Raw genomic sequence first — 16,096 nt, 5'->3', positions numbered from 1 at the left:
TGCTCAGATCGCTTTCAGGGTGCCTTTAGGCAGAGTGGCCGCGATGGCGCCCTTCTGGATTTTCAGCTCAACGGTGTCAGACACTTCGATGACCACGAAGTCATCGGTCACTTTGTTGATCTTGCCCGCGATACCGCCACTGGTGACAACTTCGTCGCCTTTCTGCAGGTTGCCCAGCAGGTTTTTCTGCTCTTTGGCGCGCTTGGCCTGTGGACGCCAGATCATCAGATAGAAGATGACCAGGAAGCCGACCAGGAAGATCCACTCGAAACCACTGCCCGCAGGACCGGCAGCTGGTGCAGCAGCATCCGCAAAAGCGGGAGAGATGAAAAAGCTCATTTGTCGCTCCAGTTACATAATTAGTATAAAAAGCAGGAAAAACTCGTTCTGTTTCAACCCAGAGGCGGCGTTGGAAGGCCGCGTTTGGCATAGAAGGCATCGACGAAGGCGGCCAATGTACCCTGTTGAATAGCCTCGCGCAAACCAGCCATAAGCAGCTGGTAGTGCCGCAAATTGTGGATTGTATTGAGCATGCTCCCCAGCATTTCCCCGCACTTGTCCAGGTGATGCAGATAAGCGCGCGAGAAGTTCTGGCAGGTGTAGCAATCGCAGGTCGGATCCAGCGGCGTATTGTCGTGGCGATGGAACGCGTTACGGATTTTCAATACACCGGTATCGGTGAACAGATGGCCGTTGCGGGCGTTGCGGGTCGGCATCACGCAGTCGAACATGTCGACGCCACGACGCACACCTTCGACCAGATCTTCCGGCTTGCCTACACCCATCAGGTAACGAGGTTTGTCTGCCGGCATGAGGCCTGGCAGGTAGTCCAGCACCTTGATCATCTCGTGCTTGGGTTCGCCCACCGACAGACCGCCAATCGCCAGACCGTCGAAACCGATTTCGTCCAGGCCTTCCAGCGAGCGCTTGCGCAGGTTCTCGTGCATGCCGCCCTGAACGATGCCGAACAGCGCGGCAGTGTTTTCGCCGTGGGCAATCTTGGAACGCTTGGCCCAGCGCAGCGACAGCTCCATGGAGACTCGCGCGACATCTTCGTCGGCCGGGTAAGGCGTGCATTCGTCGAAGATCATCACAACGTCCGACCCCAGATCACGCTGGACCTGCATCGACTCTTCCGGCCCCATGAACACCTTGGCACCATCGACCGGCGAAGCGAACGTCACGCCCTCTTCCTTGATCTTGCGCATGGCGCCCAGGCTGAACACCTGAAAGCCGCCGGAGTCGGTCAGAATCGGCCCCTTCCACTGCATGAAATCGTGCAGGTCGCCGTGGCCCTTGATGACCTCGGTACCCGGACGCAGCCACAGGTGAAACGTATTGCCCAGAATCATCTGTGCACCGGTCGCCTCGATATCACGGGGCAGCATGCCCTTGACCGTGCCATAGGTGCCCACCGGCATGAACGCCGGGGTCTCCACCACACCACGCGGAAAGGTCAGCCGACCGCGACGGGCCTTGCCATCGGTGGCCAACAACTCGAAAGACATACGACAGGTGCGACTCATGCGTGATCCTCTGGTGCCGATTCCTGTGGGGCCGCCGGCGCGGGATTGCGGGTGATGAACATCGCATCACCGTAACTGAAGAAGCGGTAGCCGTGCTCGATGGCCGCCGCGTAGGCCGCCATCGTCTCGGGATAACCGGCGAACGCCGAAACCAGCATCAACAGCGTGGATTCAGGCAAATGGAAATTGGTCACCAGGGCATCGACCACGTGAAACGGCCGGCCTGGATAGATGAAGATGTCGGTATCGCCGCTGAACGGCTTCAGTTCGCCATCACGCGCGGCACTCTCCAGCGAGCGCACGCTGGTGGTCCCGACGGCAATCACCCGCCCGCCCCGTGCACGGCACGCGGCGACGGCGTCGACCACGTCCTGGCCAACTTCCAGCCATTCGCTGTGCATGTGGTGATCTTCGATCTGCTCGACGCGCACCGGCTGGAACGTCCCTGCGCCGACATGCAGGGTGACGAACGCGGTTTCTACACCCTTGGCGGCAATCGCCTCGAGCAGCGGCTGATCGAAATGCAGGCCGGCAGTCGGCGCAGCCACCGCACCGGCACGCTGCGCGTAGACGGTCTGATAGCGCTCGCGATCCGCGCCTTCATCCGGACGGTCTATATAAGGAGGCAACGGCATATGGCCGACACGCTCCAGCAACGGCAGCACCTCTTCGGCGAAACGCAGCTCGAACAGCGCATCGTGCCGAGCGATCATCTCGGCCTCGCCACCGCCATCGATCAGAATCGACGAGCCAGGCTTGGGCGACTTGCTCGAGCGCACATGCGCCAGCACACGATGGCTGTCCAGCACGCGCTCGACCAGAATCTCCAGCTTGCCGCCGGAGGCTTTCTGCCCGAACAGGCGTGCAGGAATGACCCGGGTATTGTTGAACACCATCAAGTCGCCCGGGCGCAAATGCTCGAGCAAATCGGTGAATTGACGATGTGCCAGCGCGCCCGTCGGCCCATCGAGGGTCAACAGACGACTGCTGCGACGCTCGGCCAGCGGATGGCGAGCAATCAGGGAATCGGGGAGTTCGAAGGTAAAGTCAGCGACGCGCATGATCGGGTTCGTTTAGCAGGGCCGGGAAGTTTATCCGGTTTGACGGCATTAGTAAAAAACCTGCGTAAATCCCTGTTGACCAACAGAAAACTCATCCTTATACTTCGCCGCCATTGAGCCCTGATGGCGGAATTGGTAGACGCGGCGGATTCAAAATCCGTTTTCGAAAGAAGTGGGAGTTCGATTCTCCCTCGGGGCACCAGCACAATGAAGAAAGGCCTTGATTATCAAGGCCTTTTTTTTTGCTTGGCGTAAAGTTGGCGTAACGACAACTAAGCGCGCTTTGGGAGAGCTCAAGCCTGATGAAGCCCTGGGCAGGTCGGTTGGACGCATAGGTGCAAACCGGAGAGCCCGAGGTGAAGAAAGACTCCGTAGGAGAAGCGTCTCTAAGGTGAAAAGTGGTACTGCTCAAAATGGAATTTCACTCACAGTCCCAATCATTGAGGCTTAATAACAATGGATTCGTTTACTGTTCCGCTAGCAGATTCCCAGAGCCTTAATATTCCGCTTGCCGCAGGTGACGCTTTATATTTATTAGGAGCGAATGGGACTGGTAAATCTACACTACTATATCAGTGGGCACATTCCAAAAATAATTCTGTGCTTATTTCCGGAAGCAGAGATATAACCTTAGACAGTCCAGCCGTTTCAATTAGTGCTAACCAAGCGCTGTTGGAGGCAGGTTATGCCAAAGGCCAACTTACTCAATCCGGGGCAAGGTATGCTAAAAGCTTTCACAACAATGAATCTTGGCTAAGAACCCTTTTTTTCAAACTGAAAGCGAAGGGCGACTATCAAAATGATCAATATAGAATAGCTGATCAACAAGGTGATGTAGCCGAAAAGAACAATCTGCATGAGACCATGCCCATTGAACTACTGAACAGGGCATTCGAAGCAGCGCATCTACCGCTAGTATTTGGATGGTCAGAACTTTCAGAACTATTGGTTACTAGAAAGACGATTGACAATCCTTACGGAATGAACCAAATGTCCGACGGGGAAAGATCAGCTTGTATTATTGCGGTACAAGTGATTCTTGCTCCCGAGCACACTATCCTTTTCATAGATGAGCCTGAGCGTCACCTACATCGAGCGATTTCAGCCCCGCTTATCAGCTATCTACGTCAGATAAGACCGGACATCAGCTGGGTCATTGCCACGCATGACTTGAGTTTGGCTAGAGATGATTCTAGCTCGTCAAAACTACTCGTATATAGTTATCGTGAGAATTGTTGGAATGCTGACCTAATAACCGGTACGGCAGAGATTACTCACACCATCGCTGAAGCCATTTACGGGGCAAAACAGAAAGTGCTTTTTGTCGAGGGCGACGCTGACAGCTTGGACCTCTCGCTCTACAAATTGCTATACAGTAACATCACAGTCGTTCCGACGGGGTCATGCAAAGAAGTTGAACAGGCCATTGCAGGTCTCAACAATATTCAAAGCATTCACCACATGGATGCTTTTGGCATAGTGGATGCTGACAATCGTGTTAATCTAGAGAATCTGCAAGAAAAAGGAATCTACTCCCTCGGCCTTTATGCAATTGAGTCAATCTACTACCATCCTATCATCATCTATGGGCTGCTAGAGACAGCTGGCACAGATTTATCATTTGAAGAAATAATTGAAGCAGCATGCTTGACCATAAAACCAACGGACGTAACTCGACTGGCGAGAGACGCGGCCTACAAAGCGTTCAGAGCTGCTTATTTAAATGCAATCCCTTCCGTTAACGAATTTTGCGATGGACGGATATTCCAAGAAGCCTCAACGACTCAAGTCGATAGGCCAGAGCAATACGAACAAAATTTCAGGAAAATGATAGATTCAAGAGACTGGGAGTCGGTCCTTACCTCATTCAAAATAAAAACAACTAGCGCACCCAATGAAATCGCGAGAAAGCTAGGCTACACGAACGCTTCGAATTATGTAACCGCCGCTAGAAAGCTGATCAAGAACAACCTGAATATCCGAACCGCTCTTTGTCAAATTTTACCTGACCCATTTGAGATATTTATCAACTTGCAGACCTCATAGTTCAAGTCGCGATTGAACAGGCAATGGAACGCAGGACTTCCACTGCCTTGACTGGCTCAGTTTTCCAAGTCGATAAGGCGCGATGCTACAGCCAGAGGAATCGAGCCGCGCGCTGGATGTCGGTAAGCGTTCGGGGCGAGTCATCTTCTGCCACTCAAATACTTGGCGCGCGCTGAGTGCCCATTTGAACTGACGGGCGAATTCTTCAAGGTGATTTTGGACGACGCGATATAGCGTCACCAGGTCTCCGTTGATGTCATTCAAGACCTCGACGGGAGCTGCCTGGGGACGCAGAAGTAGAGGGCCGCACCGCCTGCGAACACTTCGACAGCATTCGTGAGGTGGGAACAGCGGGATGAGGCGTTTGCCTCCCATCCAAGGGATGATGGGTGTGGACATAGAAAGCAAGACCTTTACTGTATACATAGACAGTTACTAGGCTCGCTTCGCTTTGTGCACGAAGCGAGAGCCTTGGCTGGACTTGCAGGGGTAATCTGCGGGGACGGCGACCAGGCGTGGTGTTGACGCACCATGACTGGTCGCTCTTTTTTCATTTACGGCTACAGCTGATTGACTTGTAACTGACAGAACTTGATCTGCTCAGCCCGATGGAGGTCAGTGAACTGCCGCCACCTTTGCGGCCTACAGCCGATCAATCCGTCTACAGGCCGATTTTGCCCAAAGCTGGCAGGCGCACCACTGAAAAATTATTTTGTGTATGATTGAGAGACAAGGGCCTCATTAAAAGGAATTTACTATGTCATTTGAAGCATATCTCCAGATTGAAGGTGTACCAGGCGAAACCCTCTCCGAGGGCTACGAGAACTGGATCGAATTACAGGATTTCGACCTCTCTGCAAACCAGACAGCATCTGCGACGTCCACCTCAGCTGGTGGCGCGACCTCAGGGCGTGCCTACATGAGTGACATGCTTGTCCGGAAAGCCGTAGATAACGCCACGCCGAAGCTTCATGAAGCTTGCTGCAGCGGTAAGCATTTTAAGCAAGTCTCCGTGCACGTTTTTCGCGCCGGAGATCCGAAAGTCAAATACTTAGAGATAAAACTGGAAGAGGTTATTATTAGTTCATTTACATTGACTGGTAATGGCAATCAACCCGGTGCTTTTCCTAGCGAGCTTGTTGCCTTGAACTATGGGCGCATTCAGGTCGTGTACTCAAAGCAGAGCAGGAAGTCAGGGCAAAGCGCGGGGCAAATTGCGGGCGGCTGGGATGCAATAAGCAACAAAGTCTATTCATGACTATATCCACTTAAGAACAAGGAATAGTTATGGATATTATTATACCGCCCGTTATACCTCCTCACGTGAGTGTTGATGTGCATATGAAGCTGGCCAATGACCGCTGGCAACGAGACCCTGCAACTGGCGCATTTATGAGCTGGTTCTACCAAAAGGTTCGTGGTCGCGGACCATGGGATTACAAGCAGGAAAATCGCAAATGGGAGGACTTCGGTAACTTCCACTACGGTGCTGTTGGTAGAGCTGGTCAGTTATCCGAACAGCTTTTACTAAGAGCTGCCGGCTTTGCTCAAAAGGACGCAGGAACACAAGACCCTGATATTGACTGGGGTCATTGGTTTTGGAGGGCTCCTTATGGTGATGATCCTAAAGATCAGGTATGGATAGAAAGAGGGATCCGCTATGCAGAACTCAAAGGCTATTGAGCTTAAACTAAATTATAAATTTTTCTTCTGGGCGCTAATTATCATAATCGCGCTAAGATTTATTTCTGATGGATTCCTTTTCGGCAGAGGTGATGCTGACGAAGTTGTCATTAAACGTGAGCTTTCTGACGGCGCGTGGCTGTACGTCACCGAATATTTCGCGCCCGCCACCGACCTTAACACGCTTCGCTTTTACATTAGCAAACCCTTAAGCGGCAACGATAAAGAGGTATTGAAAGAGCTAAATAAAGCCGACCTTTTCATGATCACAGATAGCGCTGTCAAGGATGTAAAAATACGTGACACAGAAAACGGCATTGGGATCGAGATAAAAGGCGCTGTATATCGCTACTACAGCAAGCAATACCTCACTGAAGGTGAGACGCTGAAGAGCTATCGCATAACGTTAAGCCAGCAAGATACGACTCCGAGAGATTGACGCACACGCCCCATACACATAACTTCATCAGAAGACAGAATCAAGCAAGCACCTTCAAGGCACGCTCGTAAAGCATTTGCCGATCAGCCTGGCCATTGGTGCCGCCATTGATGCGTTTGGTGATGGTCAGGAAGTCGCCTTTGTCTGCCAGGGTGTTGAGCCCAGCCCGATGCCAGAACCAGGCAGCCGACAAGGCTGCATGCTCTGGACGCTCCATGAGTTCAGGATGCTCTAGCAGATCCGGGCCCAGTGCCTCTGCGCACGCGGCGTAGTTGTCTCGCCCGGTGACCTGAATAAGTCCCCTGCCCCTATACAACTGACCGTCGTCATCGTCCTCTGGCGTGTTATCCAGGCGTTCAGCAAGTCGCCCGGTGTCGTACTTGTCGAGGTATTGATCGCTGCCCAGCTCGCGCACGTACCGGAGCTGGCCGGACTCGTGCCCTACTTGCGCCAGAAATGCAGCTATGCGCAATTTGGTGACGATGGCGTACTTGCTCATCGCAACGTTTAGGACAGGAACAAAAACGCCAGCTCGGGAGCTGGCGTTGGGGAGGATCTGCAGCAACTGCTGCGTGGTAATCGACATGCGTGACTCTCCTGGTGAGTAGGTGATGATCTGTCTGTTTAAAGCTGTACGACCTTGACCGGTTTCTTCTCTTTCTTTTTCTTGCCCTTCGCCTTGGCCTTGCCGGATTTTCCGCCGTTGCACTCCACTGCTGTGGTCCAGCCAGACTGTGTGAAAACCTGTTCAACCGAGTCGACCAGATACTCGCCATCAAGGCCTACCTTGAAGTCCAGGGCATTGATCATTCGCTCTGAGAACAAATCGGTGCGCCCAGCCATTTCCAGCCGAACACCTGCGGTACTGCGATTGAATGCTGCGAGGCGCGCTTTGGCAGCCTGCTCAGCCGCGGACTTATTGGGATGGATATGGCGGTCGGTATGGAAGGGAGGGAGGCCGTTGGGGGATTGATCGTTGCTCAACTCCACCACCTGTAGTTTTCCAGTCTTCTTGCCCAGATGCTTAGTCTGGACGGCTTTCTGTGTGGTCTTGTCGCTGAAACGAAACTGCCACCGCGCCACTTCATGACGACGGATCGTTATGACACCCAGCGCTTTACCGCTAGCGCTCAATCCGTCCTGGCGAGGCAACACCAGCAGCTTGCCGTCTGCGATCTTCGCAGTGCAGTCATACTTCTTGGCCACCCGGGTGATGAAGTTGTAATCCGACTCGTCGAGCTGATCGACACGAGGCACTTTTGTCATGACGGTACACGTGGGCTTCCAGCCATTACGTGCTGCAACGTCGCTGACGATCTGCTGCAGAGTGACGTTCTCCCAACTGCCGGAGCGTGTGGTCCGACCGCTGCCGCGCATATCGCTGGCCTTGCCGCGAATGACTAGGGTGTCCCTGACCCCAACCGCCCCTTAACCACTGGCTGGATCGGGTCGATGCGTCGACCCGGTCCGCGAGGACTGCAAACATGAGCATCACCAAACCTGAAACGCTACCCAAGCCAATCCAGCAAGCGCTAAACCAGATCGCTCACAGCCGGTCCCTGCTCTACCAGGCAGCCTGCCGCGATCAGATCCGGAAGGAAATCGACACGCTACTGGCCAGTGGCATGAGCCACCAGGACGCGATCGAGGCGCTGCGGGCCAGCCCTCCGACCCTGGACCCCGACTACTCAGTCTGATGGCTGCCCACCACGCCGATTCCGTAAGATACGCACGATTTCGGCATCGAATGAGAGTATCTCTCATTCGCATGCGGGGCGGGTCGAGACTTTGGGCCTTTGGCGCCGGACACCGCCCCCGACTGCACGCCGAGATTTTTTCCCCCTCACAGATTTTTTTTAAAAATTTGTCAACCCCCCCCCAAGCCCCCTCCCTCGCCAGAAGCACTGTAGCCAGAGGGCTGCGCTCGCTTTTTAACAAAATTTTTGTTTTAACAATTTCAGAATTTGTTTAACGGTAGATCGCCAATCATGTGGCTCTTGCTTTCTACCTGTGAGTCTGAGAGAAAGAAGGCTAGGAACACCATGTGCTAATTACGCTGAAAAGGAGTTTGCGGAATGATAGGGAAACTGAATATTTGTGAAGAGCTGAGCAGCGGAGCTCGCTTCTACAGAGGCGACCTGCACGTACACTCTTATGGAGCCTCACACGATGTGAATGACCCGAATATGACTCCAGAGGCAATAGTAAGAACAGCCGCACAAGAAAATCTAAGCATCGTCGCGATCGCAGACCATAATGAGATTAGTAACGTTCAAGCGGCATTAGATGTGGGATCAGAGCTAGGAATACTTGTAATACCCGCTATAGAACTATCAACTCCAGAGGGCCACTTACTATGCTATTTCGAAACCATTGAGGCATTATCAACATTCCATGGACGCTTAAATATTGTCGAACGACACACACAGACCAGTCGATGCCAAAATAGTATGCACGATTGATTAAATATTGCAAAGTCCCTTGGAGGATTTGGAATACTTGCACACGTGGATGCTGGAAGTGGGCTAGAAACTAAGCTTCCAGGTGCCACGCCTCACAAGCAAGATATCATCTCCCACGAGGCACTCCTCGGCATCGAACTCAAAGACTCGAAATCCGAAGTTAGTTATTCCAAAAACGATCCAGATCGCGCGCGGCAGGGAATGGGGGAAAAACGTATCAATTCTTTAGGGCTAGGAGAGAGGCAGTACCTAGCTAGGATTCTGAACTCAGACTCGCATACACTCAACGCACTGGGACGAAATGCTATAAATGATCGAAAGCTTACTCGATATAAGATGGCGTCACCTTCATTCCAAAGCCTGCGCCATGCCCTTGAAGAGGGCGACTCACGGATAAGATTGGAAAATGAAATACCTAACTCAACCCCGTTCATTTTAGGAGTCGCTCTAGATGGGGGGTACTTGAGCGGCCAAACTATCCATTTCAGTCAGAATTTGAACTGCATCATAGGCGGTAGAGGGACTGGAAAATCTACTACGTTTGAGGCAGTTCGCTGTTTGACCGGAACTGAGTCTGGAGCTGCTGTTGTAGACTCATCGGTCTGGCCTAACCAACTGCATCTATTCTGGCAAGATGAAGCAGGAACCAAGCACTCATTACTACGCTCAATGGGTAAATCACTGTCAAATGTTGATGACCCTAGCGATGGTCCAATCTCTTTTGAGATAGATTGCTTCGGTCAGGGCGAAGCAGCAAGCGTGAGAGAGCAAGCAAAAAGCAATCCGCTCACCTTATTGAATTACCTGGACAGATTTACCAATGCGGAGGAGCTCCTGAAGGAAGAAGCTTTGGCTCTCAAAGAAATCAAAGCCCATCAACAAAAGATGCTTAAGGCAACAGAGAATATTTCAGAAATACCAAATGCACAGCGGGCGCTGACGGTAATTCAACAGCAGATACAGGCATTTCAGTCGGCGAACGGAGCGGAAGTAATAAAATTACAGCGAAACCTGGCAAGCGAGCAAGCCAAAAAAGAAAGTATTGAAGAGTTCACAAATGAAATTGTAATACTGCTTGGTGATTCAGCAATTGAAGAATTGATCCATCGTGCCAAAGAAACCCTAGCAGCAGGGGACATTGTGAATGGTGCCCTCGAGGCAGCTAATATAGATACAGCGCTGAGTGAATTCGAAGCGGAATTTGCTGCAGCGAAAATTACGCTATCTCATAAATATCGCGAGCTCCAACACGCTGTTGACGCGTCCATCTCAGCTTGGACGGAGAAAGAAAAACCGATACGCGAAGATATTGAAAACAAGCGAGCCGCACTAGAGCTTAAGGCGTGCGGCTTGATATGTCGCACATCACTAAGCTGACAAACGAGGAAAGTAGATTATCAAAAAATCTCGAAGACTTAAAAACTTGGCAGCCACATCTGAAGCAGCTTGAGGTGGCTTACAACACCATGCTCGAGAGTAGACGGAAAGCCCGCATCAAGGTAGCGCGACGCAGGCAAAACTATGCCGTAGCAGCTACCCGCGCTCTTAGTGAGGTATTGAGCGAATTCCAGGTGAAGTTACAATACGCCGAAAGTAGTCACTCTGATGAAGCAGTTCACTTGATTAACAAAGAGATGGGATGGAGAGGCGGGAACAAAGCGAAACTGTTAGTTGAGCAACTTACTACACCTAAATTAATTGACGCTATATCCAAGTCTAACTGGTCAGCGATTACTGCGATTAAGTTAGAAGATGAAGTGCAGCAATTTTCTGAAGCTGAAGCGAAAAGCATCATTGAAACGCTCAAGAGGCCGACTTCTTCATTTAAGCTTCAAGCTTGCCATGTGAATGACCTGCCTCGGTTAACGGTATCTAAGCAGGTAGATAATGCAGGGAAAATTAGAAACTTACAAAGAGAATTCGCAGAGCTTTCTTTGGGGCAGCAGCAGTCCGTACTCCTCGCGCTGATATTATCTGCGGAAAGTACTCGCCCCCTAATTATTGATCAGCCTGAGGACAATCTAGATAGTGAGTTCATCTTTCATACATTCGTTCCTGTATTGCGGCGTGCCAAGGAAAGAAGACAAGTGATAATTATCACCCACAATGCCAATATTGCGGTTCTTGGTGATGCGGAACAGTTAGTCGTTCTAAAGAGCAATAATGACAAGAGTATCATCGCTGCCAGAGGGTCTATTGACGATATTGAGGCACGCGACGCTGCATGTAAGATACTTGAAGGCGCAAAAGAAGCATTTACAAGGCGCGCAAGAATCTATGGAATCCGATGATCGGCGCAGTTGGCCACCCGACGAGCCTTCATGCACTACTCATCGCGTGTAGGCAGCTCCGCAACCATCAGCACAAGCCTTGCGAGCGGGTGGGTTGACCACCTGCTATACGATTTGCGCACTGACGGTTTTCAGTTGCCGAACACATGTCTGCCGATATGCCATGAGCTTATGTCAAAAGCACATCGACATGTGTGAGTAGGAACGGGAGTATAAAGCGAATGAAATACGGCAAACCCCTTGTAAACCAAGCGCTGCAATAGCGGTGTTCGATTCTCCCTCGGGCACCACCTTAAAAAAAGACCTTGAAATTCAAGGTCTTTTTTTCGTCTGGTGGAAAGTGTCTTGTTGTCGTTTACCGCATGCATCTCCTGAAAAAAATCTGCCTGGCTCAATCTCTAAAAACGCCGTTCTCTCCCATGATAGGCTGCCTGGAACCATGAAACAGATTCACGGCAAGCCTGTGTTCGAGCAAGGGAAGAATACGCCGGAGAATGGCCCCTCAGGTCCGTCTTCCTGGCCCCGCGCCTTTGGGATGTTCAGCAATTCATACTCATTCCAACCTGAACGCAGGGTTGTCGGGATTGTATCCGGCGCTCTTGAAAGCATTGCGCAGCTTCTTCTCCAGTGACGACCTGCTGGTGTCTGCCAGTGCCGACTCGATTATGCTGGCGCGCGACATTCCGTGGCTTGTCCTGTCCTGCGGTGTACGCTCGGCGTAACACAGCCCCTTGCCTATGGATTGCATTCCAGCTGGCGTATGATTGATAAACGCATCGTCAGGGAGCAGTGCCTGAAGCTCTTTTGCAAGTGTCTGCGCAGCGGAAAAATCTCCGCTTACATAGAAAACCGCTGCATCTGTAATCGTGCCAATCTTTGCAGGACCTGCCACTTTGGCAGTAATGATATCGTGACGCTCAGCGGTCAACCTGACCGCTGCGTCGACCATGGCCTTCTGGAATTGAGGTTTGACATTTATCGTCAGGCGCGCCTTGACAGCCTCATCCGGAAATTGCGTGCCCGAACGTTCGATCTTGTAGAACTCGTCCGCTGCTTTGGGGTTGTTCATCATGAACACTTTTGTGTCATGTTTTAGCTGCAACCCGCGTACGCCATCCAGAAACTGCGGCCAAATACTGATACCGTCCTTACCGTTCAGCTTATACATATGCGCCAGACACGCCCGGTGCTCAGTGCGTGGCAGCAGTTCTACACGCGGGAGTTCTTTTGCGTAGATCTGATAAAGAGCACTGGAACTTGTGCTGCCATTGGCTTTCGCCTTTTCGGCCCATTGCAAAATACTGCTGTTTACCAAGCGGCCATTGGGCAGCCTGCTGTTCTGTACGGACGTGGCGGCCGAACTGCCTTGCCCCTCTTCGATGTTGAATTGCATACGGCCCAGATGGGTCTGCCCCTGGCGTGTAAGACGGGGAACGGAAGAGCCGCGCTTGTCATTCAGTACCTGCGCAATTTGATCGGACTGACTGCCGGAACTCCCACTTAACCCTGCTTTTTTGAAAAACTTGCTCATCGCCATCTGTTTGTCAGAACGCTGGACAGTCAGGTCGTTATTGGCAGCCGCGCGAATGTCGTAGCATTTGCCACCCACTTCTATTTGACCGTGTGCTTTGAGCTCCTGTACATCCACCTCTGAATGTCTAAGTGCTTCGACGTTAGAGAAACGCGTTTGTATCGGGTTCATGACTCATCCTCTTTCAATGCGCGTCGCGCCACGTTTTTATCCACTCTACAAGTTCAGCGATCGCCTGCTTGAGCGTCACCACACTCACATTTTCTCTGGGAATTGCCTTAAAGCCGATATACAGCTCGCTGCCTGCATGCCATCCCAACCCGGGTCCATCATTGAACAGAGGGTTAAGTGCGCCACTCAACAAACGCTGCAAGGGAAGATCGGGGGAAATGTCCATCAGTCCGATCAGCAACAGACGCTGGAATACGGGGTCCACGACCACTTTCAGCGCAATCTCTTCATCGACCACCACGTCGCAAGCGCCTGTGTCGTCGAACATCAAAGGTTGCATCGTCAAAGACGTTGATAAGTCGGCAAGAACAGTTTTGTATAATCGGTCAGTCATGAGTACACCTCGGTGTCCTGAACACTGTACGAATGAACGAGGTCGATAAATCACTTCCCCAGGCGGGATATTAATCATCGAAGTCTGCAAAACAACGCATGCTCGGAACAGGACGGAAGATAAGGTCGCCGCCCTGCTCCATTGCATCAATGCGCCTTGTCAATCCCGAACTGATCCAGCACCGGGTCAACGTTACGATCAAACGCCTTCTGCGCCTTGTGCTTTTTGACTGCGTCGATAATCGCCGAAATACCAAAACCCAACGCCATGGCGCCGTCGATGGCCCAGCCGATGACCGGGATTGCAGCACCCAGCGCTGCGCCTGCGGCAAGCCCTGTGGCTTCACCGGCAACCAGACCGACGGCACGGCCGATCATCTGGCCGCCCAGACGACCAAGACCCGCGGACGCCTCGCGGCCCATCATTTTCGCGCCGGTGTCTATGCCGCCCTTGATTGCCTCCGCGCCCAACCTGGAGCTGTCGATGATGCCCTGAGCAGCGCCCAGCTTGTCACCGCTGGCGAGCCTGTCAGACACTGACGCAAAGCCCATGACCGAGTTGAATGCCTTGCCTCCGACACCTTGCTCGGCGAGCTGCTCGGCCAGCGAGGGGCCGCCCTCTTCATCGGTCTTGCCCTCCAGCAACTTGCGGCCTTTTTTGGAGTTCTGCAGTTCGGACAAGGTGCTGGCCGTGTAGCTCTCACGCTCATCATTAACGAAATCAGCGGGGAGCACGCTTTCATACGCCGCTTTCTGGTTATCTGCGGTTTGCAAAGACTCGCCGGCGTCAGACTTTTTCTGGCCAAGCAGTTGTTTCAGAGCGCCCCCCTCGCTGAAATTGCGGACGTAGGAGTCGGCGATCTTCGTTTGCAGTTCATCAGACTGGTTGTTGAATACTTGCTGGGCAGTGGGCACCTGGGTATCGGGAAACAGGTCTTTTTGCAGTTGCAGTTGAGCCGACAGGCCGGTGATGGCGCCGCTGTAATCGGGGTTGGGGTTGTGTTTGTCGACGGCCTTGTCTGCGGTTGCCATGTCGGCTTGCAAGGCCTTTCCGCTGTTGACGTTTTGAGCCTGCTCAGTCACGGCCTTCTGCAGCGCCGAATCGCTGCGAACCAGGCTGCGCTCCTGCTCGGGAATGCTTTTGTTGAGGTACTCCTGAACGTCTGGATCCTCTTGCAACCGGGCAATTCGGTCGTTAAGGGCCGCCTCGGTCTTCTCGGTATTGCGCAAATCCCGCCCGGCTATCACGCTTTGCTGGGTCTGCTGCAACTTGATCATCACAGCGGCTTTCTGCGCGCCGGTGTAAGCCTCGGGCTTCTCGAAAACCTGAGCGTTGAGTTTGCTGATATCGATACCGGCTACCGAATTCAACGTCGCGGCATCGCTGAGCATGCTGGCGAACTGGCCACCATTTTTGGGGGCGCTCTTCCTGATCCACTCGCTCATATTGGACGCATCGAACACCTGGTCGGGGCTATGCGCAGCCTTCTTGCGCCCGGTCAGACCGGCTTCATCCACCTGGCTGAGGAAGCCCGCCTGCGACCACATGTTGCAGGACTGTTTGAACGTACCTGACAACCCGGGGTTACTTTTAATCAGCGCTTTCAGCCCCTCGGCGCTGACATTACCATCGACATCGGTTTTGTCCGCCGCCCCGACGGCATGATGAGGGTCGGCTGCCGTCGCCAACGGCATATTGGCGCGCATCACCGCTGCGCTGCGCACCATTTCAAGGGATTGAGGATCAACGCCGGGGTTATCTTCCATGTACTTGGCCACATCCTTGTCGGCATTGTCGGCCGCCTTCTCCATGTTTTTGGCGAACGCCTTGAGGTCTTTGTTGGTGATTTTGCCATCCGCATTACCACCATCCTTGCCGACGTCCACCGCCGTCTTCAACGCAGGGTTGGCATTGATGAACGCCATCGCCTTTTCGGCATTGGGACCATCCTCTCTGGCCATCCACGCTGCGGCGATGGGCCGGTTGAGTTCTTTGGCCGCCTGCTCGCGCTCTTCGGGCGGCAGGTTGGCAACCATCGGCTCCCAGCGCTTGAGCGCCTCGGGCGAAGAATATTCGGAGTTATCGAGAAACGCTGCATCGGTAGCGCTTGGGGCATTCGCCGGGCTGGAGGCCGCCGTGGATGCCGAGCTAGCTGTGGCCGAGACCGATGTCATCGGGGACACCTGATCACCGTCCTGATCGACGCTGGAGGTGCTTTCACTGCTGCTGCTGCGAGTCAGCAGACTCATCAGCGATGAACCGCTTTGCTCGGTTCCCGAAAAGGAAGAGGGGCTGTCGTTGGCCTGGCCGAACTGCACAAAAGCCTGACCACCACCTGCGCTGCCCTGCGTAAGCGAAGCTTTGGCCAATGGCGTCTCAGCAGCCAGTTCGCCAGAGGTGGGTTGATTCACGATGCTGCCGAGGGCAGGACTGGGAGAACTGGATATACGCATGGTTGCCATCCAAGTGGTGAGGGATGGCAACTGTGTGGT

15 protein-coding genes, 1 tRNA gene and 2 pseudogenes are annotated in these 16,096 nt (G+C 52.9%); 9 read left to right on the top strand and 9 right to left on the bottom strand.

Features of this window, described 5'->3' with window-relative positions:
• Nucleotides 1–3: 3 nt before the first annotated feature.
• From yajC to queA, 3 genes are read right to left on the bottom strand one after another with little or no spacing between them, the layout of a single operon-like run.
• Nucleotides 4–339 (bottom strand): preprotein translocase subunit YajC, encoded by a 336-nt coding sequence (gene yajC, locus V476_RS17825; protein ID WP_002552468.1) that lies wholly within the window; start codon nt 337–339, stop codon nt 4–6.
• Nucleotides 340–392: 53 nt separating this feature from the next.
• The gene (gene tgt / locus V476_RS17820; RefSeq protein ID WP_003314162.1) at nt 393–1,508 is read right to left on the bottom strand and encodes a tRNA guanosine(34) transglycosylase Tgt; all 1,116 of its coding nucleotides are present in this window, start codon (nt 1,506–1,508) and stop codon (nt 393–395) included.
• A gap of 14 nt (nt 1,509–1,522) precedes the next feature.
• Nucleotides 1,523–2,587 carry a tRNA preQ1(34) S-adenosylmethionine ribosyltransferase-isomerase QueA gene (queA, locus tag V476_RS17815; RefSeq protein WP_024959283.1) on the bottom strand — a complete coding sequence of 355 codons (1,065 nt, stop codon included), beginning with the start codon at nt 2,585–2,587 and terminating at the stop codon, nt 1,523–1,525.
• Nucleotides 2,588–2,704: 117 nt separating this feature from the next.
• On the opposite strand from queA, the gene V476_RS17810 reads away from it, so the two are divergent.
• A tRNA-Leu gene (locus tag V476_RS17810) sits at nt 2,705–2,789 on the top strand.
• A 254-nt stretch (nt 2,790–3,043) separates the two neighbouring features.
• Nucleotides 3,044–4,633 (top strand): DUF4435 domain-containing protein, encoded by a 1,590-nt coding sequence (locus tag V476_RS17805; RefSeq protein ID WP_080278424.1) that lies wholly within the window; start codon nt 3,044–3,046, stop codon nt 4,631–4,633.
• A gap of 88 nt (nt 4,634–4,721) precedes the next feature.
• Here V476_RS17805 and V476_RS27435 read toward each other — a convergent pair.
• Nucleotides 4,722–5,032, bottom strand: a pseudogene (locus V476_RS27435) (DNA adenine methylase); the annotation flags it as partial.
• 358 nt (nt 5,033–5,390) lie between these two features.
• Between V476_RS27435 and V476_RS17800 the strand changes: the two are divergent.
• From V476_RS17800 to V476_RS17790, 3 genes are read left to right on the top strand one after another with little or no spacing between them, the layout of a single operon-like run.
• Entirely contained in the window at nt 5,391–5,891 is a 501-nt protein-coding gene (locus tag V476_RS17800) for an Hcp family type VI secretion system effector (RefSeq protein WP_024959285.1), read from the top strand.
• A gap of 29 nt (nt 5,892–5,920) precedes the next feature.
• Entirely contained in the window at nt 5,921–6,316 is a 396-nt protein-coding gene (locus V476_RS17795) for a polymorphic toxin type 44 domain-containing protein (RefSeq protein WP_024959286.1), read from the top strand.
• The gene (locus V476_RS17790; RefSeq protein WP_024959287.1) at nt 6,294–6,755 is read left to right on the top strand and encodes a hypothetical protein; all 462 of its coding nucleotides are present in this window, start codon (nt 6,294–6,296) and stop codon (nt 6,753–6,755) included. The genes V476_RS17795 and V476_RS17790 overlap by 23 nt, the downstream gene beginning before the upstream one ends.
• A gap of 40 nt (nt 6,756–6,795) precedes the next feature.
• Here the strand turns inward: V476_RS17790 and V476_RS17785 are convergent, their stop codons facing one another.
• Nucleotides 6,796–7,341 carry a glycoside hydrolase family 19 protein gene (locus V476_RS17785; protein WP_024959288.1) on the bottom strand — a complete coding sequence of 182 codons (546 nt, stop codon included), beginning with the start codon at nt 7,339–7,341 and terminating at the stop codon, nt 6,796–6,798.
• Nucleotides 7,342–7,379: 38 nt separating this feature from the next.
• Nucleotides 7,380–8,174, bottom strand: a pseudogene (locus V476_RS17780) (phage late control D family protein); the annotation flags it as partial.
• A 65-nt stretch (nt 8,175–8,239) separates the two neighbouring features.
• Between V476_RS17780 and V476_RS17775 the strand changes: the two are divergent.
• The 4 genes from V476_RS17775 (at nt 8,240) to V476_RS17765 (ending at nt 11,508) form a co-directional block, all read left to right on the top strand.
• Entirely contained in the window at nt 8,240–8,452 is a 213-nt protein-coding gene (locus V476_RS17775; protein ID WP_024959290.1) for a hypothetical protein, read from the top strand.
• Between the two features lie 378 nt (nt 8,453–8,830).
• Nucleotides 8,831–9,217, top strand: a complete 387-nt coding sequence (locus V476_RS29180) for a PHP domain-containing protein (protein WP_345940300.1) — start codon at nt 8,831–8,833, stop codon at nt 9,215–9,217.
• Between the two features lie 45 nt (nt 9,218–9,262).
• Nucleotides 9,263–10,594, top strand: a complete 1,332-nt coding sequence (locus V476_RS28285) for an ATP-binding protein (protein WP_146050745.1) — start codon at nt 9,263–9,265, stop codon at nt 10,592–10,594.
• The gene (locus tag V476_RS17765; protein ID WP_024959586.1) at nt 10,573–11,508 is read left to right on the top strand and encodes an AAA family ATPase; all 936 of its coding nucleotides are present in this window, start codon (nt 10,573–10,575) and stop codon (nt 11,506–11,508) included. The genes V476_RS28285 and V476_RS17765 overlap by 22 nt, the downstream gene beginning before the upstream one ends.
• Before the next feature lie 553 nt (nt 11,509–12,061).
• On the opposite strand, the gene V476_RS17760 is transcribed toward V476_RS17765, so the two are convergent.
• From V476_RS17760 to V476_RS17750, 3 genes are all read right to left on the bottom strand, one after another.
• Nucleotides 12,062–13,210, bottom strand: a complete 1,149-nt coding sequence (locus V476_RS17760) for a T3SS effector HopA1 family protein (RefSeq protein ID WP_024959585.1) — start codon at nt 13,208–13,210, stop codon at nt 12,062–12,064.
• A gap of 13 nt (nt 13,211–13,223) precedes the next feature.
• A complete protein-coding gene (locus V476_RS17755; protein ID WP_016567373.1) occupies nt 13,224–13,604 on the bottom strand; it encodes a type III secretion system chaperone in 381 nt (126 codons plus the stop codon).
• Between the two features lie 146 nt (nt 13,605–13,750).
• On the bottom strand, nt 13,751–16,057 hold the full coding sequence (locus tag V476_RS17750) for a type III effector HrpK domain-containing protein (RefSeq protein ID WP_024959583.1): 2,307 nt from the start codon (nt 16,055–16,057) through the stop codon (nt 13,751–13,753).
• Nucleotides 16,058–16,096: the final 39 nt, after the last annotated feature.

The sequence above is a fragment of the Pseudomonas syringae KCTC 12500 genome, assembly GCF_000507185.2.
In the GTDB taxonomy this organism is placed as follows: domain Bacteria; phylum Pseudomonadota; class Gammaproteobacteria; order Pseudomonadales; family Pseudomonadaceae; genus Aquipseudomonas; species Aquipseudomonas syringae.
The sequence above is the reverse complement of the archived record's forward strand: the minus strand, read 5'-3'. Positions and strand labels throughout refer to the sequence as shown.

Coding starts and splice junctions, on each gene's coding strand:
- yajC (WP_002552468.1), bottom strand. CDS start 339: ATGAGCTTTTTCATCTCTCCCGCTTTTGCGGATGCTGCTGCACCAGCT.
- tgt (WP_003314162.1), bottom strand. CDS start 1,508: ATGTCTTTCGAGTTGTTGGCCACCGATGGCAAGGCCCGTCGCGGTCGG.
- queA (WP_024959283.1), bottom strand. CDS start 2,587: ATGCGCGTCGCTGACTTTACCTTCGAACTCCCCGATTCCCTGATTGCT.
- V476_RS17805 (WP_080278424.1), top strand. CDS start 3,044: ATGGATTCGTTTACTGTTCCGCTAGCAGATTCCCAGAGCCTTAATATT.
- V476_RS17800 (WP_024959285.1), top strand. CDS start 5,391: ATGTCATTTGAAGCATATCTCCAGATTGAAGGTGTACCAGGCGAAACC.
- V476_RS17795 (WP_024959286.1), top strand. CDS start 5,921: ATGGATATTATTATACCGCCCGTTATACCTCCTCACGTGAGTGTTGAT.
- V476_RS17790 (WP_024959287.1), top strand. CDS start 6,294: ATGCAGAACTCAAAGGCTATTGAGCTTAAACTAAATTATAAATTTTTC.
- V476_RS17785 (WP_024959288.1), bottom strand. CDS start 7,341: ATGTCGATTACCACGCAGCAGTTGCTGCAGATCCTCCCCAACGCCAGC.
- V476_RS17775 (WP_024959290.1), top strand. CDS start 8,240: ATGAGCATCACCAAACCTGAAACGCTACCCAAGCCAATCCAGCAAGCG.
- V476_RS29180 (WP_345940300.1), top strand. CDS start 8,831: ATGATAGGGAAACTGAATATTTGTGAAGAGCTGAGCAGCGGAGCTCGC.
- V476_RS17765 (WP_024959586.1), top strand. CDS start 10,573: ATGTCGCACATCACTAAGCTGACAAACGAGGAAAGTAGATTATCAAAA.
- V476_RS17760 (WP_024959585.1), bottom strand. CDS start 13,210: ATGAACCCGATACAAACGCGTTTCTCTAACGTCGAAGCACTTAGACAT.
- V476_RS17755 (WP_016567373.1), bottom strand. CDS start 13,604: ATGACTGACCGATTATACAAAACTGTTCTTGCCGACTTATCAACGTCT.
- V476_RS17750 (WP_024959583.1), bottom strand. CDS start 16,057: ATGCGTATATCCAGTTCTCCCAGTCCTGCCCTCGGCAGCATCGTGAAT.